Origin of the sequence: Thermosipho affectus (genome assembly GCF_001990485.1) — a bacterium.
GTDB lineage: Bacteria > Thermotogota > Thermotogae > Thermotogales > Fervidobacteriaceae > Thermosipho > Thermosipho affectus.
The window spans coordinates 1-26,615 of the sequence record NZ_LBFC01000006.1; the positions used below are offsets into that span (position 1 = coordinate 1).

At 31.9% G+C, this 26,615-nt stretch carries 25 protein-coding genes; 6 read left to right on the forward strand and 19 right to left on the reverse strand.

What is annotated here, in order from left to right; translation table 11 throughout:
• Window positions 1-795: 795 nt before the first annotated feature.
• From XJ44_RS01510 to gltX, 3 genes are read right to left on the reverse strand one after another with little or no spacing between them, the layout of a single operon-like run.
• Window positions 796-2,487 (reverse strand): proline--tRNA ligase, encoded by a 1,692-nt coding sequence (locus XJ44_RS01510; protein WP_077197841.1) that lies wholly within the window; start codon window positions 2,485-2,487, stop codon window positions 796-798.
• The gene (gene cysS / locus XJ44_RS01515) at window positions 2,484-3,893 is read right to left on the reverse strand and encodes a cysteine--tRNA ligase (protein WP_077197842.1); all 1,410 of its coding nucleotides are present in this window, start codon (window positions 3,891-3,893) and stop codon (window positions 2,484-2,486) included. The genes XJ44_RS01510 and cysS overlap by 4 nt, the downstream gene beginning before the upstream one ends.
• 4 nt (window positions 3,894-3,897) lie before the next feature.
• Entirely contained in the window at window positions 3,898-5,319 is a 1,422-nt protein-coding gene (gltX, locus tag XJ44_RS01520; RefSeq protein ID WP_077197843.1) for a glutamate--tRNA ligase, read from the reverse strand.
• 156 nt (window positions 5,320-5,475) lie between these two features.
• Here gltX and XJ44_RS01525 point away from each other — a divergent pair, with 156 nt between their 5' ends.
• Window positions 5,476-6,684: a uracil-xanthine permease family protein gene (locus tag XJ44_RS01525; protein WP_077197844.1), complete on the forward strand. Its 1,209-nt coding sequence runs from the start codon at window positions 5,476-5,478 to the stop codon at window positions 6,682-6,684.
• Between the two features lie 10 nt (window positions 6,685-6,694).
• On the opposite strand, the gene XJ44_RS01530 is transcribed toward XJ44_RS01525, so the two are convergent.
• The gene (locus tag XJ44_RS01530; RefSeq protein WP_077197845.1) at window positions 6,695-7,666 is read right to left on the reverse strand and encodes an acyltransferase family protein; all 972 of its coding nucleotides are present in this window, start codon (window positions 7,664-7,666) and stop codon (window positions 6,695-6,697) included.
• 109 nt (window positions 7,667-7,775) lie between these two features.
• On the opposite strand from XJ44_RS01530, the gene miaB reads away from it, so the two are divergent.
• Genes miaB through XJ44_RS01555 form a run of 5 tightly spaced genes read left to right on the forward strand, consistent with a single transcriptional unit; the run spans window position 7,776 to window position 12,473 of the window.
• A complete protein-coding gene (gene miaB, locus XJ44_RS01535) occupies window positions 7,776-9,068 on the forward strand; it encodes a tRNA (N6-isopentenyl adenosine(37)-C2)-methylthiotransferase MiaB (protein WP_077197846.1) in 1,293 nt (430 codons plus the stop codon).
• 13 nt (window positions 9,069-9,081) lie between these two features.
• The gene (locus XJ44_RS01540; RefSeq protein WP_075665318.1) at window positions 9,082-9,945 is read left to right on the forward strand and encodes a YitT family protein; all 864 of its coding nucleotides are present in this window, start codon (window positions 9,082-9,084) and stop codon (window positions 9,943-9,945) included.
• A gap of 9 nt (window positions 9,946-9,954) precedes the next feature.
• Window positions 9,955-10,485 (forward strand): cysteine hydrolase family protein, encoded by a 531-nt coding sequence (locus XJ44_RS01545; protein WP_077197847.1) that lies wholly within the window; start codon window positions 9,955-9,957, stop codon window positions 10,483-10,485.
• Between the two features lies 1 nt (window position 10,486).
• A complete protein-coding gene (locus XJ44_RS01550; protein WP_077197848.1) occupies window positions 10,487-11,419 on the forward strand; it encodes a cation diffusion facilitator family transporter in 933 nt (310 codons plus the stop codon).
• The gene (locus XJ44_RS01555) at window positions 11,385-12,473 is read left to right on the forward strand and encodes a tetratricopeptide repeat protein (protein ID WP_172799325.1); all 1,089 of its coding nucleotides are present in this window, start codon (window positions 11,385-11,387) and stop codon (window positions 12,471-12,473) included. Before XJ44_RS01550 ends, XJ44_RS01555 begins: the two co-directional genes overlap by 35 nt.
• A 20-nt stretch (window positions 12,474-12,493) precedes the next feature.
• On the opposite strand, the gene galT is transcribed toward XJ44_RS01555, so the two are convergent.
• The 15 genes from galT to XJ44_RS01630 form a co-directional block, all read right to left on the reverse strand.
• Complete coding sequence (gene galT / locus XJ44_RS01560) at window positions 12,494-13,492, reverse strand: galactose-1-phosphate uridylyltransferase (protein WP_077197849.1); 999 nt, start codon at window positions 13,490-13,492, stop codon at window positions 12,494-12,496.
• 13 nt (window positions 13,493-13,505) lie between these two features.
• Entirely contained in the window at window positions 13,506-14,963 is a 1,458-nt protein-coding gene (locus XJ44_RS01565; RefSeq protein WP_077197850.1) for a glycogen synthase, read from the reverse strand.
• Window positions 14,964-14,967: 4 nt separating this feature from the next.
• Entirely contained in the window at window positions 14,968-15,597 is a 630-nt protein-coding gene (locus XJ44_RS01570) for an MBL fold metallo-hydrolase (protein ID WP_077197851.1), read from the reverse strand.
• Window positions 15,587-17,293, reverse strand: a complete 1,707-nt coding sequence (locus tag XJ44_RS01575) for a sigma-54 interaction domain-containing protein (protein ID WP_077197852.1) — start codon at window positions 17,291-17,293, stop codon at window positions 15,587-15,589. Before XJ44_RS01575 ends, XJ44_RS01570 begins: the two co-directional genes overlap by 11 nt.
• A gap of 2 nt (window positions 17,294-17,295) precedes the next feature.
• Window positions 17,296-17,706: a secondary thiamine-phosphate synthase enzyme YjbQ gene (locus tag XJ44_RS01580; protein WP_077197853.1), complete on the reverse strand. Its 411-nt coding sequence runs from the start codon at window positions 17,704-17,706 to the stop codon at window positions 17,296-17,298.
• Between the two features lie 103 nt (window positions 17,707-17,809).
• Window positions 17,810-18,766 carry a 2-hydroxyacid dehydrogenase gene (locus XJ44_RS01585; protein WP_077197854.1) on the reverse strand — a complete coding sequence of 319 codons (957 nt, stop codon included), beginning with the start codon at window positions 18,764-18,766 and terminating at the stop codon, window positions 17,810-17,812.
• Between the two features lie 4 nt (window positions 18,767-18,770).
• On the reverse strand, window positions 18,771-19,982 hold the full coding sequence (locus XJ44_RS01590; RefSeq protein ID WP_077197855.1) for a glycerate kinase type-2 family protein: 1,212 nt from the start codon (window positions 19,980-19,982) through the stop codon (window positions 18,771-18,773).
• A gap of 1 nt (window position 19,983) precedes the next feature.
• Window positions 19,984-20,832 carry an NAD(+) synthase gene (gene nadE, locus XJ44_RS01595; RefSeq protein WP_077197856.1) on the reverse strand — a complete coding sequence of 283 codons (849 nt, stop codon included), beginning with the start codon at window positions 20,830-20,832 and terminating at the stop codon, window positions 19,984-19,986.
• Window positions 20,816-21,937 carry a molecular chaperone DnaJ gene (gene dnaJ / locus XJ44_RS01600; RefSeq protein WP_077197857.1) on the reverse strand — a complete coding sequence of 374 codons (1,122 nt, stop codon included), beginning with the start codon at window positions 21,935-21,937 and terminating at the stop codon, window positions 20,816-20,818. The genes nadE and dnaJ overlap by 17 nt, the downstream gene beginning before the upstream one ends.
• A 4-nt stretch (window positions 21,938-21,941) precedes the next feature.
• Window positions 21,942-22,493, reverse strand: coding sequence for a nucleotide exchange factor GrpE (locus tag XJ44_RS01605; protein WP_369799922.1), 552 nt, complete (start codon window positions 22,491-22,493; stop codon window positions 21,942-21,944).
• A gap of 27 nt (window positions 22,494-22,520) precedes the next feature.
• Window positions 22,521-23,534, reverse strand: coding sequence for a heat-inducible transcriptional repressor HrcA (gene hrcA, locus XJ44_RS01610; protein ID WP_077197858.1), 1,014 nt, complete (start codon window positions 23,532-23,534; stop codon window positions 22,521-22,523).
• Window positions 23,535-23,650: 116 nt separating this feature from the next.
• Window positions 23,651-24,919, reverse strand: a complete 1,269-nt coding sequence (locus XJ44_RS01615; RefSeq protein WP_077197859.1) for an MFS transporter — start codon at window positions 24,917-24,919, stop codon at window positions 23,651-23,653.
• Complete coding sequence (locus XJ44_RS01620; RefSeq protein WP_077197860.1) at window positions 24,916-25,422, reverse strand: transcription repressor NadR; 507 nt, start codon at window positions 25,420-25,422, stop codon at window positions 24,916-24,918. Before XJ44_RS01620 ends, XJ44_RS01615 begins: the two co-directional genes overlap by 4 nt.
• 124 nt (window positions 25,423-25,546) lie before the next feature.
• Entirely contained in the window at window positions 25,547-26,179 is a 633-nt protein-coding gene (gene trhA / locus XJ44_RS01625) for a PAQR family membrane homeostasis protein TrhA (RefSeq protein WP_075665335.1), read from the reverse strand.
• Window positions 26,176-26,595, reverse strand: coding sequence for an FKBP-type peptidyl-prolyl cis-trans isomerase (locus XJ44_RS01630; RefSeq protein WP_075665336.1), 420 nt, complete (start codon window positions 26,593-26,595; stop codon window positions 26,176-26,178). Before XJ44_RS01630 ends, trhA begins: the two co-directional genes overlap by 4 nt.
• Between the last annotated feature and the right edge of the window lie 20 nt (window positions 26,596-26,615).

Here is a 26,615-nt window from a genome sequence, read left to right on the forward strand (position 1 = left end):
GTAACAAACCCTCTTTAACTGAAAAGGCCTTGTTTTTCTTAAAATTTGAAGTTGCAATTATATTCTGCAAAAGAATGCCTATTCTGTTTGAGCCATTTTTATGTTGACTTTTACAAAATGGAATTCAAACCGTATTCAGTTGCAACTGAACCTTCTTCGAGTTGGATGTTAAAAAACCTAATTCCATAAAATGGAATTCAAACAAAGAGCTGTTGTGGCGACACAATCAAATGGAGGTGTTAAAAAACCTAATTCCATAAAATGGAATTCAAATGAATTGTTACTACACTTGTTTGATATCAATATTTATGTTTAAAAATTGATATAGAATTTCGACTACTTATACTGTAATTAATAAAAAAACATGGCTCCATAGCTTTTTTATACTGAATTCCAAAAAGTCTCAGAAATAACAAATAAAACCAACAAAAAGGTTTTTTTCTTTAAACATTTGAACTAAAAAATGAAGAAATATATCTCAAATACGTAATGTTTACGTGTGTTATCGTATAACAATTGTACTAAAACAAAAAAGTATATAAATTAATATAAAAAATTTAATATAAAAAAAATAAAGCCTAAGAAAACGATACACATGGAATATATAACAAATGGAAGATATAAAAAAGTAGTATATAGTATGAACAATTTAAAGCATGTCAAGAAAAGAAATACCTCAAGGCAAGAAAAAATAGCATGGCTCCAGTATAGTACCAAAGCCATGCTATTTGAAAAATTAATAATTGATTTTTTTTATTACACTTTCGAGGATAAATACAATCTCGAGCCTTTATTTTATTTAAGTATATTTATTAAACTATTGTAAATATTTTCTTCCTTTGCATCAATTGCATTTGAACTTCCTTTTCTTTCTTTTAATTCCACTTTTCCTTCTTTGTACATCCTTCCAATAGTTACTCTGACTGGGAAACCTATTAAATCTGCATCTTTAAACTTTACACCTGGCGATACGTCTCTATCATCAATTAGTACATCTATTCCTCTATCCAATAAATATTTATACAGTTTTTCACCAAATTGCTTCTCTTTTTCCCTACCAACAACTGTTACAACCACTTCAAATGGAGCAACTGAAACAGGCCAAATTATTCCATTATCATCGTGTAATTGCTCTACAATTGCACCTAAAGTTCTTGAAATTCCCCAACCATAGCATCCCATTATAAATGGTTGTAATTTTCCGTCTTTGTCCATGTACTTTATTTCCATAGTCTCCGAATATTTTGTTCCCAATTTAAAAATATGTCCTAGTTCTATACCCCTCTCTCCATTTAAGGGTTTACCACAAACAGGGCATGGATCACCTGGTTCAACTACAATTAAATCCGTCCATTCATTTACTTCAAAATCTCTACCGTAATTTACATTTATGTAGTGATAGTCCTTTTTCATACCCCCAACTACAAAATTTTTCATATGCTTTACACTATTATCTGCGATAATCCTTATTCCATCCAATCCCACAGGACCAAGAAAACCTATTGGAACACCAAACTTATCAAATATCTCTTCTGGCAAAGCCATTTGAAGTGATTGATCACCTAAATATGCCTTTAACTTTTCAAAATTAAGCTCCCTATCACCTGGCACCAATGCCATCACAAAACCTTCTCTTCCTTTAAATATCAATGACTTAACGATACGTCCCAATTCCACATTTAAAAATTGTGCAACCTGTTCTACTGTCCTAACATTTGGTGTATGGACAAGCTCTTTTTCTTTTTCTTCTTCATCATACACCCTATAATTTCCAACGTATGGAACTTTTTCGTCACTTCCTGCGTAACCACAATCACAGTACAAAACATTACTCTCACCGTATTCTGCAAAAGCAACGAATTCATGAGATTCATTTCCACCAATCGCACCAGAAGATGCCTCAATTATAGTATACCTAAGTCCTATTCTTTCCAATATTCTAGAATATGCTTCTTTAAACTTTTTGTAAGTTTCATCCAAAGATTCCCAACTACTGTGAAAACTATATGCATCTTTCATTATAAATTCTCTTGCCCTCAAAACACCAAATCTTGGTCTAATTTCATCCCTATATTTATTTGCAATTTGATACAATGTTATTGGTAATTGTTTATATGAATTCAACTCATTTTTTACAAGTTCAGTTACTAATTCTTCATGGGTAGGCCCCAAAGTAAAATCTCTTTCATGCCTATCTTTCAACTTCATCATCTCTGGACCATAATCATCCCATCTTCCACTTTTTCTCCAAAGTTCTGCAGGCTGGATTATAGGCATTAAAATTTCCTGTGCACCTATCCTATTCATCTCTTCTCTTACAATATTTTCAATCTTTAAAAGTGTTTTTCTTGCAAGTGGTAAATAAGTATAAACCCCTGCAGCAATTTTTCTTATAAATCCCGCACGTTGTAACAGTGCTTGACTTGGAATTTCAGCATCGGCAGGATTTTCCCTCAAAGTAGGTGCATAAAGTTGTGAAAATCTCATTCATTCACCTCCGTAAACTTTTCCCATTTAGTTCCATCAGGGGTATCTAAAATCTTTATTCCCGCGTTCTTTAATGCATCACGTATTTTATCCGCAGCTTGGTAATTTTTCTCTTTTCTAAATTCTTGTCTTACTTTCAAAATCTCATCCAACACTTTTTCTTCGTTTGAATCTACTATCTTGGCTCCACCTTCAAAGAGTCCTAAAACACTTCCGAAAACCCTTGTAATCAAGTGATATCTCTTTAATGCTTCCTTGTCATTTCCATCATCCATTGCTTTATTTAACTCTTTTGATAAATCAAAAATCAACGCAATTGCCTTAGGCGTGTTAAAATCATCTTCCAACGACTCTATAAATTTACTTTCTACTTCCTTCATATATTCATCTCTTTTTGGAACAAGCGGATATGGATGCTTTTCTTCAAATCTATTCAACGTTTTAATAATCCGCAAAGACGCTTTCTTATTTTCCATAAGTATTTCATCCGAGAATTCGATAGGTGTTCTATAGTGCTTTGAAAGTAAAAACAATTTTACCGCATCTTTTCCATATCTTTTTACCGCCTCACGTACTAAAAATACATTCCCTATGGATTTACTCATCTTGTCTCCACGTGTAACAATCATACCATTATGCATCCAATATCTCGCAAAAGGCTTTCCAGTCAATGCCTCACTTTGAGCCTTTTCATCCTCATGGTGTGGAAAGATCAAATCTTCTCCACCTGCATGTATATCAAATGTATCTCCTAAAAGTTTCTGAGACATCACAGAACATTCGATATGCCAACCTGGTCTTCCAATACTCCAAGGGCTATTCCAATTTGGTTCTCCAGGTTTTACGGCCTTCCACAAAGCAAAATCAAGTGGATCTTTTTTTAAATCGTTAACTTCAACTCTTGCACCTGCGACTAAATCTTCTATTTTTCTTCCAGATAAAGTACCGTATTTTTCAAAGGACCTCACACTAAAATAAACATCTCCGTTATCTGCAACATATGCATATCCTTTTGAAATTAATTTATCAACCGCTTCAACAATCTCAGAAACGTAATCTGTTGTTCGAGGGTGAAAATTAGCAGCCCTTATCCCCAAACTTTGTGCATCCTTCCAATATTCGACAATAAAAGTATCTGCAACATCTTTGAAATCAACTCCCCATTCATTTGCCTCATTAATTATCTTATCATCTATATCTGTAAAATTTTGTACCATTACAACCTTATAACCTCTATATTCTAAAAACCTTCTAAATGCATCAAATACAACGGCAGGTCTTGCATTACCAATGTGAATATAATTGTACACCGTTGGCCCACATACATACATTTTTACAACACCAGGCGTTATAGTCTTTAATTCCTCTTTTTTTCCAGTTTCTGTATTCGTAATGTAAATAGCCATATTATCACCCCAAATGTTTCTCTAACCTTTTTATCATTTTTTCTCTTCCAAGCAAATATACAATGTCAACCAACTCAGGTCCTTCTTCTCTACCGGTTAAAACTATTCGAAGGTTCATGTAAAATTCTTTCCCCTTTACTTTACTATTTTTCATTGCTTCTTTAAAAACCTTAAATATCACTTTTTCATTCCACTCATCAATTTTTCTTAATTCTTCTACTAACTTTCTATAAACTTCCTTTACTTCATTGGAAAGCTGAATTTCCACATCTGGTTCGTTAAAAAAGAAATCAACAAGATGTGGTATTTCACTTAATTCTTCTACTCTATCCTTTATCGATTTCAACAATCTTACATACCACTCTTTATTGGTATCTATATCTTCTTTACTTACAAACTTTAACAAATACTTTTTAGAAACATCTAACATTACCTCTTCATCCAATTTTCTAAAATGTTCTGCATTCATCCATTTTAATTTTTTTGGATCAAAAATTGCAGGGTTCTTTCCCAACCTTTCCAATGAAAATGCGTTTATAAGCTCGTTCAAACTCATTATTTCTTTTCCATCGGGATGAGACCATCCAAGTAAAGCCAAGAAATTAACAACAGCTTGTGGTAAATATCCTCTATCTCTAAATTCTTCAACTGAAGTTGCTCCATGCCTTTTGCTAAGTTTTTTCGCATCTGGTCCTAAAATCATAGACACATGCCCAAAATTTGGCGTTTCCCATCCAAACGCTTCATACAACGCTATTTGTTTTACAGTATTTGAGAGATGATCATCTCCCCTTAAAACATGTGTAATCTTCATTAAATAATCATCAATCACACATGCAAAATTATAAATAGGCACACCATTACTTCTAATTATGGCAAAATCTCCAACAGTTCCCTCTTTGAACACCACTTCTCCTTTTACAATATCATTTAATACATATTCTTTACGTGGCATCGAAAAGTAAATTGCAGGTTTTAATCCTTTATTTTTATACTCTTTTATTCTCTCTGGAGTTGCAAAAGCTTCTAACATTTCCCTTGTATAATGTGGCGGTTTTCCTTCAGATAAAAGCTTTTCTCTTAGTTGCTCTATTTCTTCTGGATATGCATAAACCTCATATGCTTTTCCCTCATCTAATAATTTCTGTGCATACTTATGGTATATATCCAATCTTTCACTTTGCCTATATGGACCATATTCTCCTCCTACATCTGGTCCTTCGTCCCAGTCAAGACCTAACCATTTTAATGCGTTAATTAACCCTTTTTCATATTCTTTTTCAGAACGCTCAAGATCTGTATCTTCAATCCTTAAGATAAACTTCCCATTCATTTTTCTTGCATATAGGAAATTAAAAAGGGCAGTTCTTGCACCGCCTACGTGCAAATACCCCGTTGGACTTGGTGCAAATCTCAGTCTAACCATTAACACACCTCCTAATTTTCTTTGTTTTATTATACCATAGATAAAAGTTTTATTTTTTAATTCTTCTTAACTTATATTGACAAAAAATATAATTTATGATATGTTAACTTAGGTACCTTTAAATTGGTCCTGAGAGGCCAGAAAGGAGGAATTGGTATGGATTTTGAAAGCACATTAGGGGTCTATCAAAATGTAAACGGATGGAAAAAGGTCATTCTAGCCCTTCAGCACTTTTTAGCCATGTTTGGAGCCACCGTTCTTGTTCCACTTCTTACAGGTCTTGACCCACTTGTTGCACTCTTTACAGCTGGTTTGGGAACATTAACATTTCATTTTATTACCAAAAAGATAGTTCCAGTTTTTCTTGGATCAAGTTTTGCATACATTGCTCCAATAATCTTAGTTAAAGAAAAAACGGGAGATTTAAGGTATGCAACTGGGGGTATAGTCGTTGCAGGAGCTGTATATTTAATCTTTTCGCTATTAATAAAAATGATTGGAACTGAAAAAATCAAAAAATTATTTCCGCCCGTAGTTACGGGTCCTATGATTATGGTTATCGGATTAAGTTTGAGTCCTGTGGCAATTGATATGGCATCGAAAAATTGGAGTGTTGCAATAATTGTTATTATAACCATTATCTTGTCCACAACAGTTTTCAAAGGATTATTCAATCTAATACCAATACTAATCGGAATAGGTGTAGGATATGTATTCTCATTAATAACGGGAAATGTGGACCTTACTCCAATGAAAAACTCTGCTTTTGTGTCTGTTCCAAAATTTATGCTTCCAAAGTTTGACATTTCATCAATTCTTCTTATTGCACCTGTAGCAATAGCAACTTTTATGGAGCACATAGGTGATATTACAACTAACGGAGCCGTAGTAGAGAAAAATTTCATAGAAAATCCAGGACTTCACAGAACATTAATTGGTGATGGGATTGCAACAATGATAGCGGGGGTTTTGGGAGGTCCTGCAAATACGACTTACAGCGAAAACACGGGAATTTTGGCTTTGACAAAGGTATATGATCCATCTGTTTTAAGACTTGCCGCAATATTTGCAATATTTATGTCTTTCTTTTCAAAATTTGGTAGCATATTACAGACAATCCCCACTGCGGTTATAGGTGGCGTAAGCTTGATATTATTTGGAATGATTGCGTCAGTTGGATTAAGAACAATAGTTAACGAAAAAGTAGACTTTTCAAAGCCAAAAAATTTAATCGTTTCTTCCTTAATACTTACACTAGGTATCGGTGGTGCAAGTTTTACAATAGGTTCTATAGAACTCAAAGGGCTTGCACTGGCAGCTATTGTTGGAATAATAGCAAACCTTGTAATTCCAGAGAAAAAATAAAAAGCTTCGGTTACCCCGAAGCTTTTTTTATATAAAATTGTCCTGACAAAAAATAAAGTGATCTTTTTGGTACAAATCTTATTATTAAATACATAAAAGAAACCATAATAAAGTAATTTAACAACCAAAATTTTTCTAAAAATAATAATGGATCCTTTATTAAAGGCATAAAAAGCCCAGGAATCACAATATGATATCCCAAAACAAAGAGTGTAAACTTACCAAATAACATGAAGAACCCTTCTATTTTCCTTGAAACAACTAAATTTGAAAAGGAAATTACAAAGATCAAAGTGAAAAACTCCACAACATATGAAATAAGAGGATAATTTCCATAATTTGCTTCTCTCCAATCGTTAAATCCATTCAAACCCGTCAACAAAAAAATCAAAAATCCGGAAATTCCAAGTAACAAAAGAGGTTTTTTTACTTTAAAGTTAAATCCTTTTCTTTTAAATAACCATCCCAAGTAAAACCATACCAATCCATGAAAAACCACTTCTAATTTAAAGAATTTAGTTTGCACATTAACTAGAATAGTAGATAAAATAGAAAACAAAGGAATTAAATAGGTAACTTTTAATCTAACAGATATCACAAAACAAATCTCTGCAATTGAAAACATATATAAATACCACAACGGTAACACGTTTACAGGTATATCTATTGGAGCATATCCAAAAATTATAAAATCAAAAAACGTAGAAAAAACATCAGTTGTTAAATGTAAAACTTTGTTTATAGCAAAATACAAAAAATAACCTATTGTCGTCATAAAATAAAATGGCACCAATATATTAAAAAAAATCTTCTTCAACTTTAAAGAAAAAGACTCTTCTTTAAATAAAAATCCAGAAATAAACATAAAAGATGCCAGAACATTAGAGACATAAGAAACATACCTTTCAGGTGCATACGAATGAGCAAAAATAATTAAAACCATCAAAAAGCCCTTTGCAATATCTATCTCTTTTATACGCATAATACACCCCCATAAAATTTTATCATATTTAACAATTTTGTTAAATTTTATTGGTGGAAAAATCCTATATAAATGATAGAATTGATTTACTTGAAAAGGGAGGGGAAATATGAAGAAAATTCACATAAAAACATACGGGTGTCAAATGAACGAAAACGACAGCGAAATCGCCAAATTTTACCTTGAAGAAGCAGGTTATGAAATTACCGAAAATGAAAAAGACGCAGATATTGTGATTTTAAACACTTGCGTAGTAAGAAAAAAATCGGAAGATAAATTTTACAGTCATATCGGTGAATTAAAAAAACAAAATAAAATAATCGGAGTTATGGGCTGTGGAGCAGAAAAAGAAAAGGAAAATCTATTTAAAAGAGGAGTAAAATTTGTTATTGGAACACGTGCTATTTTGTTTGTTCCAAAAGCAGTTGAAAAAGCCATTAAAGGAAAAAAAAGTGCATATTTTGAGGACAAGCTCGATGAAATAAACTATCCAAATATTTTGAAGAGAAACTCAAAACATCACGCATGGATAACTATAATATACGGTTGTAACAGGTTTTGTACATATTGTATAGTTCCATACACGCGGGGAAGAGAAAAATCTAGAAAGGAAGAAAGTATTCTTTCTGAAGTTAAAAACCTTGCAAAAAATGGCATAAAAGAAATCACATACTTAGGTCAAAACGTTGATGCATATGGAAAAGACTTACAAGATGGAAGCTCACTTGCAAAGCTTTTAAACCAAACAACAAAAATTGAAGGTATAGAAAGAATATGGTTTTTAACTTCATATCCAACGGATTTTTCACTGGATATAGCACATGAAATAGCAAAGAGCTCAAAAATAGCAAAAAGTATACACCTTCCCGTCCAACACGGAAGTAACAAAATATTAAAAAAGATGAACAGAAGATATACAATAGAAGAATATGAAGAATTAATATCACAAATCAGAAAAATTGTCCCAGACGCTTCAATTTCAAGTGATATTATTGTAGGTTTTCCAGATGAAACAGAAGAAGATTTCGAAAAAACTGTAGAACTTGTTAAAAAAATAAAATTTGAAAGATTAAACCTTGCAATTTATTCTCCAAGAGAAGGTACCATAGCCTGGAAATACTTTAAAAATAACGTTCCAAGAATGGTTAAAACTAAAAGAATGGCTTATATTTTAAACCTTCAAAAACAAATAAACAAAAAATTAAATGAAAAATACCTAGATCAAACTGTAGAAATAATAGTTGAAACAAAAGCAAAATCTGGTCTATATTACGGTAGGGACATAAGAAATAAAATAATTGCTTTTGAAGGTGACAAATCTCTCATTGGAAAAAAGATACTAGTTAAAATCAAAAAAACAACTGCTGGTCCATTGTATGGTGATTTAGTAAAAATTATATAAAGGAGGGGGTATTATGGCTAAAAACATTCCTATCAAAGAATTAATCAGAGAATACATTCTATCAACTATCGGGGTAATTTTGACGGCATTGGGACTTGTTATCTTTTTAATTCCAAACAACATAGCAGCAGGTGGAGCATCTGGACTTGCAATAATTTTACACTCTGTTGTACCAATTCCAGTTGGTATTTGGATGTATATAATAAATGCTGTGCTATTTTTAATAGCGTTTATTATAATAGGTTTTGATTTCAGCTATAAAACAATTTACTGTACTTTTCTATTAAACTTCTTTATCGACTTTTTCGACAGGGTTGTAAAAATTCCAACCTATAATGGTAATGATTTGATGCTTGCTGTATTTTTTGGAGATATACTAACTGCCATAGGTATGGCTATAACTTTTTCTCAAAATGCATCAACTGGTGGAACAGATATCATTGCAAAGATATTTAATAAATTCTTTTCAAGTCCAATGGGAACAACACTCCTTGTAATAGACTTCTTTATAGGATTTATGGCAGGTGTTGCTTTTGATCCAAAGATAGGTATGTACTCCATCCTTGCTATAATAATAAATGGTACTACAATTGACTTTGTACTAAAAGGTCTAGAACTTGCAATAACAGTTACAATAATCTCGGATAATAATAAACCCATTGAAGACTTTATCTTAAGAAACATGGGAAGAGGATTCACTTATTTAAAAGGAAAAGGTGGATATACCAAAAAAGATAGAGATATAATATTTGTTTCCATCAGAAGACGTGAACTTAGCGAGTTAATGTACTTTATAAGAAAAGTAGATCCCAATGCTTTTGTCATAGTTAACGAATCAAGATATGTTTTAGGTGAAGGTTTTAAGAGGAATTTGTGAGGTGATAACATGAAAGCGCTAATAATAATCGACATGCAAAATGATTTTGCAAAAGAAGGGGGAACTTTATACTTTAAGGGCGCAGAAAATGTTATCCCGCATATTCTAAGGTTAATATCCAATGCAAAAAAAGAAAATATACCCATTATACTAACGCAAGATTGGCATGAAGAAAATGATGAGGAATTTAAAATTTGGACTAAGCATTGTGTGAAAAATACAGATGGTGCTAAAATTATAGATGAAATACTAAAACTAATAAAAGATTACAACAATGTATATTTTATTAAAAAAACTAGATACTCTGCTTTTTACAATACAAATTTTGATAAAATTATCAAAAAATTGAATATCACCGAAGTTGACCTTGCAGGTCTAGTTTCAAATATCTGTGTATTGTTTACCGCCGAAGAATTGAGAAACAGGGATATAAAAGTGAATTTATTTAAAAATGCAACAAATTCCTATGATCAGAAATTACACGAACTTTCTCTTAGGCTCATGAATGAAGTATTGAAAATTAATATAAGAGAGGTGTAAAATGAATATAAAGAAAGTAACCTTTCTTGCGGTTATAACAAATATATTTTTAGCGGTCATAAAAATTATCACAGGCATATTATTTAACAGCATAGCTATACTTGCAGATGGTATAGATAGCTCTACGGATATCATTACCTCTCTTGTTACCTTCTTTGCGACAAGACTTTCGGTAAAACCACCAGATAAATTACATCCATATGGTCATTCAAAAATAGAAAATATTGGTGCAAAAATAATCTCGTTTGTAATTTTTTATGCAGGTATTTCACTTTTTATAGAAAGTACTAAAAAATTTGTAACAAAAGAGTATTTCCAGATAATAGGTATATTACCATTAGTAGTTACGTTAATATCTATTACATTTAAAACTATTCTTTTTCTAATAGAATACACTTATGGAAAAAAATACAACAGTTCTTCGCTTGTTGCAGAAGCATTAAATATGAGAAATGATATATTGTTATCCTCCCTTGTATTTTTAGGAGTATTTTTAAATAAATTAGGACTTGAATGGATGGATCCTTTGGTTGGAATGGTAATGTCTGCTATAATAATAAAGGTGGCGTTTGAAATTTTCACGGAAAATGCATACGTGCTTCTTGACGGTATTACTCCTAAAGATACGTGGATATACGATACCATAATAGACGTATGCAACAGTTGTAGCGGAATCAAAAATCCTCATAAAATACGAGTTAGAAAAATAGGAAATGTATATGATATAAACATGGATATTGAAGTTGATCCTAATATGACAGTTAAAGAATCACACAACCTTACAAAATGCATAAAAGAAAAATTAATAAAAATTACAAATAATAAAATATACGATGTAGTTATACATATTGAACCATTTGAAAATAAGGAAAATGAACCGTATGGGATCGGGGGGGAAAATGAAGAAAATCATAATCATTCTATTAATGATTAGTATCTTTTCTTTTTCCATTTCAAAAAATGAAATAATCGAATTATCAAAAAAAAATCCAGAATTATCTTGGAAAAAGTATCTTGAATACGTACTTGAAAACCCAACAGACACATCTATTGAGAAGCTGGGCAAAAAAATAAAGATAAAAATCCAAATAAAAGATAAGGAAAATTTAAACTTTTTAATAAAAGAAGACATTAATGGGTTAAGAAATTATTTAAAAGAAACCTCACCAAGTACAAAGATTTTGAACTTAATAAACTTCTTTTTTCCACAAGTAGAGAGTTTAGTTAAAGATTCCATTGAAAATCCAAAATATGACTCATTTGCAGAAAATATAATATTTCTAAAAATTACAGATCCAAAAATAGAAACTAAAAAAGCGGCAAAGGAGCTTACGAATTTTTTTCTAAAATATCCCACGATGTTAACATACAATGTTGTTTCTTTATTCAAAAATAAATCTTTTTCCAAAGATTTAGGATTTAACATATTAAACTACATCGTACAAAATATTAATAACTTTGATGAGGAAAAATATCCAATCTTAAATAGAATAGTTGATTTCTCAAAAAGTATTGGTGGTACATACACATCAAAGTATTTACTAGATTTAGAAAAATACGTTGAAATTTTGGAAAAAATAAATGAAAATAAGATAGAAAACGTAAACCTAGAAAAATTACAAATAAATAATTTATCAATAAAAAAAGACATTTTGTTGCAAAAAATAAGCAAATACAATTCACCACATATAATTAACAAAACAAATAACACAAAAAATGAACTAAAACCTTCAAAATCTTCAAATACCTTTGAACTATTTCTATTAATTATCCTCTTTGGACTTATTTCCTCGTTCAGAATAGTAAGGTTTTATATCTTTTATACATTAAGACTTAAGAAAATTGCCGCATTAACGTATAAAAAAATAGTAGAAAAAGATCCAATGAATGAAGAAAAGCATTTAAAACTTGCACAACTGTATGAAGAAGCAGGCATGTACGATGAGGCACTACAAGAATATAATTTAATAAAGCGTATAAAAATATAAATCCTCCCAGATGGGAGGATTTATATTTCAACATTTCTTAAATATTTTGCAGCATCTTCAGGTGGTACGGGGTTTATATAAAAACCTGATCCCCATTCGAATCCTGCAACCCTCGTAAGCCTTGGCATTATTTCAACGTGCCAATGGTAATAAATCTTTCCCTCTTCATACGTTGGTGAAGTGTGTATCACAAAATTATATGGAGGATTATCTAAAACCTTATATATCCTATATAAACTATTTCTCAATATCCTTGCAAATGTAGGTATTTGTTCTTCACTAATTGCCCCAAAATTATGAGCATGTTCTTTTGGAATAATCCAAATCTCAAATGGAAATCTTGAAGCATATGGAGCAAAAGCAATAAAATGCTCATTTTCTTCAATAATTCTCCTATTTTCAATTTTTTCCTGGGATATCATGTCACAAAATACACATCTTTCTTTGTAATCATAATAATCTTTTGAACCATTCATTTCTTCTAGCACTCTTTTTGGAATGCTTGGTATTGCAATTATCTGACTATGAGGATGTGGTAAAGATGCCCCACCTAATGCTCCATGATTTCTAAATATCAATATGTATTTTATCCTTTCATCTTTTTCTATCTCATTATATCTCTTTACATAGGCCCAAACAACTTCTTGAGCTTGTTTGTCATCATAAAGTGCAAAGGTACTATTGTGATCTGGAGTTTCTATAATAACCTCATGGTATCCAAAGCCAGTCATAGCATCGTACATACCATGCCCATATTTTTGTACTTCAATATTTGGATTAACAGCGGGAAATTTATTGGGGACAACCCTTACCCACCAACCTGGTGAATTTGGTTCACTATCATCTGGTCTAAATGCCAACACTTCAGGCGGTGTGGTATGTTCATTACCATAGTCAAAAGGACAAAATCCATCCTTTTTTTCTTCCTTTGGAACTGAAAAATCGTGAGGCCTTTTGGCACGTTCAGTTGCTATTATAACCCATCTTCTTACAACTGGATCCTTCCTATATTCCGGCATAATAATTCCTCCTTTAAACCCTTTTACTCATAGCTTTATTGTATAATTTTATATATTCCTTTGCCGATCTCTCCCATGAAAGATCCGTCTTCATCGCGTTATCAACAAGCTTTTTCCAATGTACTTTCTTATTTCTGTAAAAATCAATAGCTTTAGCCACTGCCTTGAGTAATTGAGAAGAACCGTATTCTACAAATCCAAAACCATTTCCTATCATTTTCTTTTCATCGTATTCCAATACAGTATCTGCAAGTCCTCCTGTGTATCTAACAACGGGAATAGTTCCATATCTTAAACTGTACATTTGTCCCAATCCACAAGGTTCATACCTTGAAGGCATTAAAAACATATCACTTGCCGCATATATCTTTTGTGCAAGATTAATATCAAACTTGATATTTGCTGAAATGTTCTCTGGAAATTCTTCTTCCATTTTTCTGAACATATCCTCATATTTTTCATCACCAGTACCCAAAATAACAAATTGCACATTGTAATTTACAATGTACCTTAAAACTTCCGATAAAATATCTAAGCCTTTTTGATCAACTAACCTTGTAATCATCCCTATCATTGGTATATTTTCACCAACTGGCAACCCCAAATCTTTCTGCAATAACTTTTTATTTTCATATTTTTTCTCAATATCATTCAAGGAATAATTTACATAAATTCTCCTATCCGTTTCTGGATTATACTCATCGTAATCTATACCATTTAAAATACCGTAGAGATCAGAACTTCTTAATCTTAAAACCCCATCGAGTTTTTCACCATATTCTTTAGTTTGAATCTCCATTGCATAAGTAGGACTTACAGTGTTAATAATATCAGAAAATAATATACCACCTTTAAGAAAATTTATCTTTCCATAGAATTCTATACCATCAATATTGTACAAATAACTGGGAAGCCCTGAAAACTCCATATATTTACTGCCAAAAATACCTTGGTACCCAAGGTTGTGAATAGTTAATAACGTAACAATCTTCCCAAAGAACTCATCATCTTTATAAAGTGATTTCAAATAAACAGGTATTAATCCAGTTTGCCAATCGTTAACATGTAACACATCTATCGGTAAATTTAATACCTTTAGAGTTTCCAAAACAGCCGCGGAAAAATAAATTGCCTGTTCTGCTAAATCAGGTCCTTCATAAACTTCATCTGCTGAAAAATAGTAATCATTTGCTATAAAATACACTGGAACATTTGTACGTGGAATAGTTGTCTTGTAAATATCAAATTTCTCATCTGTTTTTAAAAACGGGACTTCTATATCCCCCTTTACTTTTTCCAAAGTATACAAAAATTTTTCTGCGTTTTTTTCAACAATTTTATGTTTAGGCATTATTACGATCGGTTCTACAGAAAGCTTTTCTAAATATTTTGGAAGCGCTCCTACCACATCTGCAAGCCCTCCAACCTTTGCAAATGGATAAACCTCATAAGAAATAAGCGCAACTTTCATGTTTTCACCTCCATTTATCCAAAAAAATACCACTATCATGCGTAAAAATCAAATAATCACATTTATTTACAATTTTCCTAACAAATCTCGCACACTCATCATCTCTCAACATCCTCATTATATCATAAAACTCTACCCTAGTCATAACGATATCTCCAGGGAAAAAGACTTTTCCAAAATTTTCTGTATCTACTACAAAAGAACAGTGTTCCTTTGCATGCCATGGTGTGTGATACACATTAATTTTATCAAATAAAATATCCCCATCTCTAAATGTTTGGAAAGCTTTCCATGCATCTATAATCATTTTATACTGTTTTCCCACTATCATTCCAAATTTCTCGTAATTTTTCTTTAAAAAGTTTTCATGTATATGAACTGTTGCATTTTTAAAAAACATGGAGTTATAAGCGTGATCAAGGTGAAAGTGAGTTAAAACTATATCCGTAATATCATCTGTTTTTAAATTCCTTTCTTTCAACTTTTCTTCTAATATACTATGGCTTACATAGTCTCCTGGTTCTATTAAAATTCTTCTCATATCATCTTCAATTAAAGCAATAGTAGAAAAGGTAGCTTTAGCCCTATCTGGTATACTTATTAACCCACCTTCCAACAATATATCAATTTTCATACTCACCCTCCTTTTTTAACAAACCGTATCTCTCCATTTTATAGTAAAGCGTTCTCAAACTTATTTTTAACTTTTTTGCAGTTAACATTCTATCTCCCTTATTTTCTCTCAATGAATTTTCTATTATCTTTCTTTCAAAATCCTCTACCATAGATTTTAAAGAACTTTCTTTTTTTAAAATATCCGTATCTTCAAGAAATAATGGTGGAAAATGCCTCTTTTCAAGCACATTTTCATTGATTTTCATGTTTATAATCGCACGACCAATTATATTTTCTAGTTCCCTAACATTTCCCGGCCAGTTATATTTCTTTAAGTATTCTATTGCACCACTTGATATATTAATAACATTTCTTCCATATTGCTGACTTATTTTCTTTGCCAAATATCTTGCAAGCATCTTAATATCCTCTTTCCTTTCTCTAAGAGGTGGTATATATACTGGAAAAACATTTAATCTATAGTAAAGATCAACCAAAAATTCCCCTTTCTTTATTAGTTCTTCAATATTCATATTTGTTGAGGCAATAATTCTTACATCGACCTTTTTCACTCTATTAGAACCTACTGGTAAAAACTCCCTATTTTCTATAAATCTCAAAATTTTTGATTGAATTGTGATAGGCATTTTTCCTATCTCGTCAAGAAATAATGTACCTCCTTCTGCTTCTTCAATTAATCCCTTTTGAGTGTTCTTATCCAAAAACGGTTCTTTTGTATAACCAAACAATTCAATTTCCAGCATATTTTCTGGAATAGCTGCACAATTTACAGTTATAAAAGGTTTATCTTTTCTATTACTTTCATTATGTATCGCATGCGCAAACAATTCCTTACCCGTTCCACTCTCTCCCCTTAAAAAAACAGTAGCAGGCGTTTTTGCAACTTTTTTTGCCTGCTCTTTTGCTATCAATATTTTTTCACTTTCCCCTACTATATCATCAAAAGTATACTGTGCCTTCATCTGCCTTATAAATCTCTTAACCTCTTTTAGTTCTCTTGTTAAACTTAATATTTCAGATACATCATGAACGACTGCTACACTTCCACTAAATTTTCCTTTAACAAACAGCGGAGTTGCATTAACTATAACCTCTCTTTTTAAAGGTCCCACCTTTAATCTTGCGTTAAAAATGGGCTTTTTTGTCCTTGCAATTTGCATGTGTATACTTTCACCTTCGGCTATATCAACAGTGGCAGGTTTTCCAACAACTTCCTCTGGTTTAAATCCCGTTATTTTTGTATATGCCTTATTCACTAGCACAACATATCCATTTTCATCTGCAACTGAAATAGCATCATATGTAGAATCTATTATAGCCTTTAACCTTGCCTCAATTTGGTGGAGATTAGTAATTTCCTCGGCAAGTTTTCTCACACTTGTGATATCCCTAAAAACTGCCACTGCACCTAAAATATTTCCATCTTTATCCGTTAAAGGCATTCTCGAAGTAATTATTACATTTTCTCCAACATTTTGGACTTCATCCACTTCTGGAATCCCCGTTTTTACCACAATGTGCAACCTAGTGTTTGTAACAACATCAACTACAGGCTTACCTATAAAATCTTCTTTTAGTTTTAATATATGAACCGCACGTTTGTTGATGTATAAAATTTTTGCATCCTTGTCTACAATTATTACCCCTTCGACAATAGATTCAAGTACCGTTCTGTAAAACTTTATCAATTCCATACCTATTCACCAATTACCTTAACAACTACTCTTTTTCTTCTCTGCCCATCGTATTCTGCGTAAAAAATTTGCTCCCAAGGTCCCAAGTCTAACTCCCCATTAGTTACTGGAAGTATTACTTGGTGATGTGTCAAAATTCTTTTCAAATGTGCATCTCCATTGTCCTCACCAGTCCAATGGTGATTGTAATCTCCAACAGGTGCCAACCTTTCCAACCATTCCCATATATCTCTGTGAAGACCGGATTCATCATCATTAACTATTATTCCAGCAGTTATATGCATAGCAGATACAAGACAAAATCCCTCTTTTATACCACTCTTCTTCACTATTTCTTCAATCACATCTGTTATCCTAACTAATTCTTTTCTATTCTTTGTATTAAACCATAAATATTCTGTATAACTTTTCATTTTATCCCCCACCTTTCCATGTAAATATCTAAATATCCAATAAATTTAAATAGAAAAGCTAAACATAATTATTATATACCATAAATATGCTTCCTATTCTTACTTAATACATAAGATCAGGATCAACAACAGTCAAAGGCATTCCATCCTTTAAAAACGCATTTATATTTTTGAAAAGCTCGTCAATTCTGCCATTTTGCCCCTCTACTGTATAACCACCAACATGTGGAGAAATTACAACATTTTTAAACATATTAATGGGATAATTATACGGTAAAATAATTTCTCTTTCTTTTGAAGGGTAATTATACCAAACATCAGATGCAAACCCTTTCAATTTCTTATCTTTCAAGATGCTATATAAAGCTTTTTCATCTATAAGTTCACCACGCCCTACATTTATCAAATACTTTCCTTCCATGCAAGACAAAACTTCTCCATCAATAATGTTCCTCGTTTTAGAAGTTAACGGTAACGCCAAATATACAACTTGTGAATTTTCTATCGCTTCTTTCAAATTATTTGTAATTTTGTGAAATCCCTCTATTTCTTCTAATTTGTTTTTAAAACCTATAATATAACAATCAAATCCCTTTAAAAGTTTTGCAATATGCCTTCCAATTACCCCTGTACCCAAAATAGCTACTTTCTTTTTTTGCAATGAAAACCAATAGTCATCTTCTTTAAATCCCACGGCAAATCCATGCCAAATCCCCTCTTTAAGATCATTGTGGTACTCCACAACTCTCCCCATTAAAGCAAGGGAAAGGGCAATAGCTCTTTCTGCAACCATTTTACCATTTCCATGTGAATTTGATACAATTATCCCTCTTTCCTTTATAACCTTCCAAGGTAATTTATCAGTACCAGTCCATGGAATAAAGATTACCTTTAAATTTTTGGCTTTCAATACCTGCTCTTCCGTTAAAAATCCACCAATTACTATATCCATTTCTTCTAAACGTGCTATATCCTTTGAAGTAAACCACTCAATTTCTTTGTAATCCTCCATCTTTTTTCTAAAATACTCAGTAATCTTTGTTAGTACCATAGCTTTCATATTCTCACCTCTTAAGTATAAAACCTATATCGTTTAGATTTGTTCCTGTAGGACCACTAATAAACAAATCACCTGCAATCTTTAAAGCATTATACGTATCATTATTCTCCAAAAAATCCTCTGGTAAAAAACCTTTTTCTCTAATGATTTTAACGGTATTTCCATCAACTATACCACCTGCTGCATCTGTAGGCCCATCTGTACCATCTGTACCTACAGATACAATAACCACGTTATCCATTCCCTCTATTTCGATAGCCGCTGAAAAAGAAAGCTCTTGATTTCTTCCACCAAGACCATTTCCCTTTACCTTTACCACAGTTTCTCCACCAAATATTAAACAATAAGGTTTTTTAAAGGAATTTTTGCTTTTTACAATACTTGCCAAAAACTTTCCCGCTTCTCTTGCCTGACAAGTTAATTGTGTTGTTAATATGTATGTATTAAAACCGTATTTTTTTGCACTTTCTTCCAATTTTTTACACGCATAATCTACATTACCTACAATGTAATGAGAAATTTTTCTTTGGACTTTTGCACACTTTTGTAAAACATTCCATATATTTTCGTTTAAGTTTATTTTATATCTTTCAACTATTTTCTTTACATCCTTAAAAGTACTATTATCTGGATAAACAGGTCCAGAAGCAATGTATTCTAATTTATCTCCTAACACATCAGATAACACAAGTGGTACAACCTTTGCATTAATTAAAGAAAGAAATTTTCCGCCCTTTACCTTGGAAAGCTTTTTTCTTATTATATTAATTTCTTCAATATTTGCACCCTTTCTTAATAAATCATTTGTTATATTCCTTAAATCTTCAAGCGTTACACCTTCTTCCAAATATTCAAAAAGAGAAGAACCTCCTCCAGAAATCAAAAACAACAAAACATCATCTTGCGTTAATTTTCTCAATTTTTCAATGGCAAACTTTGTATATTTTAGTGAATTTTCATCCGGTATGGGATGTCCTGCTTCAAAAATATCGAAGTTTTTTATACCCCCAAATGAATATCCATACTTTGTAATTATAATCCCATATGCTACATCCAAATACTCAGATACAGCTTTCGCCATACGCCACGCTGCTTTTCCAATAGAAAGTACATAAACCTTTTTCAAGTTCATCTTTTTTAACTTTTCCAAAACCAACTTTTCTGGACTTATTTGATCAAATGTTTCTAAAATTATCTTCTTGGCTATATCCTTCATGTTATCCCTCAATGCTAATATTTCTTACTTTATTTCTAAACTTCCCAATCTCATATAATTTCTTTACTTTTTTTACTTTTTCTGGATCTTCATCGGATAAGTCTTTATTTTCTACTATTTTCTTTAGGATCCTATCTAAAATGGGATAGTCTAATTCAAAGACTTCTTCATCACTAAGGCCAGGTATCAAATCTGGTGAGGCAGGTTTTTCAAGGATTCTTTCTGGAACGTTTAAAATTTCCCCCAACTTGTACACTTCCGTTTTATAAAGATGAAGTAAAGGTTCAACATCTGTAGAATCATCTCCCCATTTTACGTACAAACCTGTTAAAAATTCCGTCTTGTTAGTTGTACCAACCACTGCATAGTTTCTCTTTTCAGCTTCTTTATACAAATAAACCATTCTAACCCTATGCTTTATTCTATAATAACTTATTCCTTTTAGAAATTCTTCATCTTCTATCCCTAAGACATCAAATTCAAACGGATTACCTTCGTTCTTATACTTATTCCATCTACTTTTTGCATATCTTTCTTTTATTTTAAAGGGAACAAATAAAGCTGGTGGATAATATTTATAAACTCCAAATTTTCTAACTATTCTACTTATATTTTTAACTTCATAATCAACATTAAAATGCTCACAAACAAACTTTGCATCTTTTATTGAATCTCTTGGACTATCTCTCTCTGGAAGGATAAAACATTTTATTCTACTTTTTTCTAACACTCTCACTAATAAACCAAGGACTACCGCAGAATCAACTCCCCCACTTACCCCCAAAACAGCTCCTGAAAATCTATACTCTTTAAAAAAATTCTTTAAAAATTCTTCAATCCTCTTCAACATCCTTTCCCCTCAACTTTGCTATCTCTTTTAATAACTTTTTTTCAGTTCTTGATACCCTACTTGGAATCTCAACTCTAACCCTCAAAATTAAATCTCCTCTTTTCCCCGTTCTCATATCAGGCAATCCTTCACCATATACATATATTTCTTGTCCATGTTGAACACCCGCTGGAATTTTTACCTCTTTTATTTTACCATTTGGCATTCTAATTTTTACCTTTGTACCTAAAATTGCTTCCAAATAATCTATTTTAATCTCTTTAATTAAATCATTTCCCTTTCTTTCAAAATCAGAGTATCCAACAACCCTTACGTGAACATACAAATCACCATATTCTCCTCCATTATACCCGGCATTCCCTCCTCTTTGTATTCTCAAGATAGTTCCATTTTCAATACCAGCTGGAATGTTAACTTCAACCTTATATCTTTTCTTTATCCTTCCTGTTCCACCACAAGTATGGCAACTCTCCCCAGGAATTTTTCCTGTTCCACCACAATGATTACACGTATATTGGTTTACAATAACACCTAAAAATGTTCTCCTTTCTTCTCTAACTGTACCCGTCCCATGACACTTTGGACAAGTAATCCAACCACTACCAGGCTCAACTCCTTCACCATTACAATGTTCACAAACCTCGTATCTATCATATTCAAGCGGTATTCTTATTCCGGTAAACAACTCCTCAAAAGACACATCAACGGAAATATTTATATCTTCTCCTCTTTTTGGTCTTTTTGCTCTCTTTCTTGAAGATGTTCTTTGATCACCAAAGAAAATATTGAAAATATCGTTGTTTATAAAATCACCAAAGTCTTTAAAAATATCCTCAAAACCGCCAAAACCGCCAAATCCACCTCCGGCATTCGGTGGTACATCTCCCACATAACCATACCTATCATACATCGCCCGTTTTTCAGGATCAGAAAGCACATCGTATGCTTCCTGAATTTCCTTAAATTTTTCTTCTGCTAACTTTTTATTTTCATAATTTCTATCAGGATGCCATTTTTTTATAAGCTTCTTATACGCTTGTCTTATTTCATCTTGGGATGCGTTCCTTGAAACGCCAAGAATTTCATAATAATCTTTTTTTGCCATAAAGTCACCTCCTAGGCTTTACCGAGACCTTAACCTTTGCAGGTTTTAAAATCCTTCCTTTAAATTTATACCCATCCTCCACAACTTCTACAATAGAATATTCTTCTTTTTCCTCATCTTCAACTCTTTCTACTGCTTCATGTTCAAATGGATCAAATTTATTACCTACTTTAACTTCTTCAAGTCCAAAACCTTCCAACAATTTAAATAAATTCTTATAAATCAATTCAATTGCCTTGTAAAATTGTGTATTTCTTTCTTCATCATTTGCATTCGAAAATGATCTTTTAAAATCATCTAAAATTGGCAAAAATCTTTCCAAAATCCTTCCCATCGTTGAAACTGCTATTTGTTCTTTTTCTTTGAGTACATCTTTTTTGTAATTTTCAAATTGAGATTTTAATACACGTGCATAATTTTCAAATTCTTTTAACTGTAACTCTAATTTCTTTATTTTTTCTTTTTGTTCTTCCACAATTTTCTCTGGTGTTTTTTTCTCTTTTGCCACTTCTTTCCTTTCTTCTTTCTTTTCTTCATTCTTTATTTCATTTTTCATTTCTTTTTCCACTTCAATCACCTCCAATTATTCAACATTTCTTGCAACAATAGTAAAATATTCAGTAAGTCTGTTTACCACATATTCCACACTATCAAATACCTTAGAGTAATCACTAAATTTATCAAAAATTACGGCAATTCTCCCCACTTCTCGCTCAAAGACAAAATAAGGCATTATCAAAACTGCATATTGCTCAAAATTTCTTATATTATGTTCCTTTCCTACGTATATTCCTTCACCTAGTGAAAAAATTTGCGGGTAAAATTCAGAATTTGTAGAAATTTTTACAATTTCTCTTAATTTATCTTCACCAAATTTCTTCGCATTCACAAGATTAAATACTCCTTCAATAATATATTCATCGTATTTTTCAGACGCAATTCTTTCAGAAAGTTCTATAAATTCTTTTAATCTACCACCAACCCATGAAAACTTTTCAACCACTTCTTTTAATTTTAATTTAAAATCACTCAAAAGTATTCCATCAAGACTTTTATTCAAAAACTTTTCAATTTCCAATATATTAGAAATTTCGGAATGTTGTATAGGAAGAACAGAAGTAAGTCCCAATTCAGTAATAATGTTCACAATGGAAAATGTCTTTGTAACTGGAGTTAGGACAATCCTTCTAATTCTGAGATTCATGGGATTAGGTTTTTCTATAATAACAAAGGCCTTTAAAGTATTTGATAAAAGCTTTGCAGCACCTCGTATGACTTTATCCAAATCACCTATCGGAAAGTCCGTTCTAATATCTATCGAAGAACCTACCTTTTTTGTCTCCTTTCTCACCTTTAACACTTCATTTACATAAAACTTCAACCCCTTGTCCGTAGGAATACGTCCCGCAGAAGTATGGGGTTGAAAAACATATCCTAAATAATCCAACTTTCTCATGTCGTTTCTAACAGTTGCCCCACTCCACTCTAAATTCGTTGTTTCTAAAACTTTTTGGGAACTTACTGGAATACCAGATTTTACATACTCTCTAACTAAACAATATAGAATTTTCTTTTGTCTATCGGACAAATCTTTCATATTTTCACCTCTTTATCAGAGGAATTATCACTCTCATACTTTGTCTGATAATAGTATAACATAAAAAAATTGAACAGTCAATTAAACAAAAAATGGGCATCATAAGATGCCCAAAATTATCCAACTGGCTTATCTTTAGTTTCCACACCAAGAATCAATACTAATAGACCTGTAATAATTGAAAATATCGCAGTATATGAAAGCGCGGCAACTATGGATTTATCAACAAAGTATCCCGTAAAGTATGGTGCTATTATTCCAGCAACTCTTGCCATTACACCTGCTACTCCATTTGCAGTACCTCTAAATGAGGTGGGAAATAACTCTGGGGTGTACGCATATACTAATCCCCAGACTCCTAAAGTAAAGAACGAAAGAACTAAAACAACAAACAAAAACGTAATATTTCCAGAGGCAAGAAATAGGAAAAACGAAGAAAGTCCCATTCCTATAAAATACACGGATAAAGTCTTTTTCCTTCCCCATTTTTCTATTAAATACGCCACAGAAAGATACCCAGGCAATTGGGCAAGATATACAAAAAATGTATACCATTTTGCTTTAGTTATGGTAATTGAAAGGTTTTCCACAAAAACCCTAGGTGCCCACGAAAAAAGTGCGTAATACACAAAGCTTACGACAAACCAAGATATCATAACCAAAATAGTTTGTTTAATGTATCTACTTCTAAACAAAGCACCAAAAGTAACTTTCACCTTTTCCACGCTTTCAATACTACCTGGAACATCACCATATCTCTCTTTTAAAGCTTTTATACCATCTTTTTCAAAAAGATACTTTGGAGTTTCAGAATTTTTTAAAAGTGCTATTAATATCAACAACCCTAATGAAAAAATATAAAAATTCCATCTCCATCCAAATCTTTCTCCAAAAGTTACCGCAAAAAGTGCTATTAATATACTTCCAATTGCCCAACTGGTTTCCAAATATACTAAATACCTTCCTCTAAGTTTTATCGATGTAAATTCAGAAAGATAAGTATTCGCCGAAGGCAAAAGTCCTCCATATCCAAAACCAGATAAAAATCTCAATAAATAAGCTATTGAATATCCCTTTGAAAAACCAAACAATACAGTAAAAATCACGGAAATTAACAAGTAAAAAATAGTACCGGTCTTTCTGCCAAAGTAATCCAAAATCACACCGGACAACAATGCACCAAAAAGCATGCCTAAAAAGGTTGCACTAACAAGAGAACTTGCCATGGTTTTTGAAAGTTGCCATTCTGAAATTAAATTCGGAAGGACAAATGGTATAACCATAACACCAGCAGAGCCTACTATCCATATTAAAGAAGTCAAAATTAAGAGATTTCTTTGTTTTTCTTTTGAAACTACACTATCAATGACTTGATCGATTTTCACTTTTTCACCTCCAAAAGATAATCCTTTAAAGCTTCTAATATCTTTTCCATAACCTCTTTATTTGGAGCTTCTATAGTATGTATGTGAACACCTCCGGATAATTTTAAAAGCGGAGTTGCATTTGAACTCTTCATAAGGGCCATAAACTTTGCAACGTCATCCAGTGTTGCAATATCAAGCCTACCATTAATTTCACCGTAAAGAGGATGCTCAACTATAACATCTATTACCTTTCCTCCAGCTTTTACAACTTTCAAAAGTTCATCGTAAATCTCGTCCTCAGAATGCTTTACGGCAATCATCTTTCTGACAAAATCTTTTTTCTTTTCTAGAATATAACCATCTCTTGTTGAAAAAATCTTGTGCCCTTTTGTCTTTAAAACGGATATATCTTGAACTATTATCTGCCGACTAACTCCCAACATTTCCGCCAAATCCTTACCTTTAACGGGACCTTTTGATTCAGATAAAATCACCAAAATCTTTTTTAATCTTTCTTTCATTTTATCACCTCAATTATTAGTTTACATTTTTACACAGCAAATGTCAAATACAGTACACAAAAAAATCCAGGTTACCCTGAATCTATTTACCTGGATTTTGCCAAACCTACATATTAAAATTATTTCAAATTGAAAGTACTGCAAAATAATGGAAAATACTACCTAAAATTACAAACAGATGCCATATCATGTGATGAAATTTTATCTTTCTATACATATAGAAAATAGTACCAATTGTATAGGCCAAACCACCTAAGACCAACAAAATTATTCCTCGCTCATTAAAATTGACCCATAAATTTTTTATAAAAAACACTATCATCCATCCCATTGCAATGTAAATAAGTGTAGAAATTACCATATATTCTCTAACAAAAAATACTTTAAATACAATGCCAATAGTTGCAAGCACCCACATTATTGAAAACAAAATCCATCCAAGTCTTCCACTAATAACCAGCAATAAAAATGGGGTATAAGTTCCAGCAATTAGTAAAAAAATAGCAGAATGATCCATTATTTCAAATATAGCCTTAGCCTTCCTATAACTTATCCCATGATACAATGTAGAAATTAAATAAAGCAAAAACAGCGTAACACCAAATATTGTAAAAGAAACAATTTTTAGTACTCCACCACTCATCGAAGCATACACTATCAACCAAACAAGCCCAAATAATGCTATCAAAGTCCCTATTCCATGGGTTATTGCATTTGCTATTTCCTCACCCAATGAATATTTCTCTATATTTTTCATAATATGGAAACTATTTCAATGTCGAATATTAAATTTTTACCCGCTAAAGGATGATTGGCATCGAGCATAATCTTATCTTCATTAACTTCTGAAACTCTAACAACAAAAGTTCCACCATCTGGTTGATGTACTTCAAAAAATTGACCCACTTGTACATCTTCTGGTAATTTTTCCTTTTCAACGGGGAAAACCAAATCTTCTCTATATTCTCCATAAGCCTTATCATAGGGAACATTTATTGTCTTTTTTTCGCCTACCTCCATACCAATAATTTGTTCCTCAAAACCAGGAATAACCTGTCTTTCCCCAACTACAAATTGTAATGGTTCTTTTCCTTCTGAACTATCAAAAATTTCTCCATCTTCAAATCTTCCCACATAATGTACCAATACCTTATCTCCTTTTTTTATACCCATAATACCACCTCACAAAATTA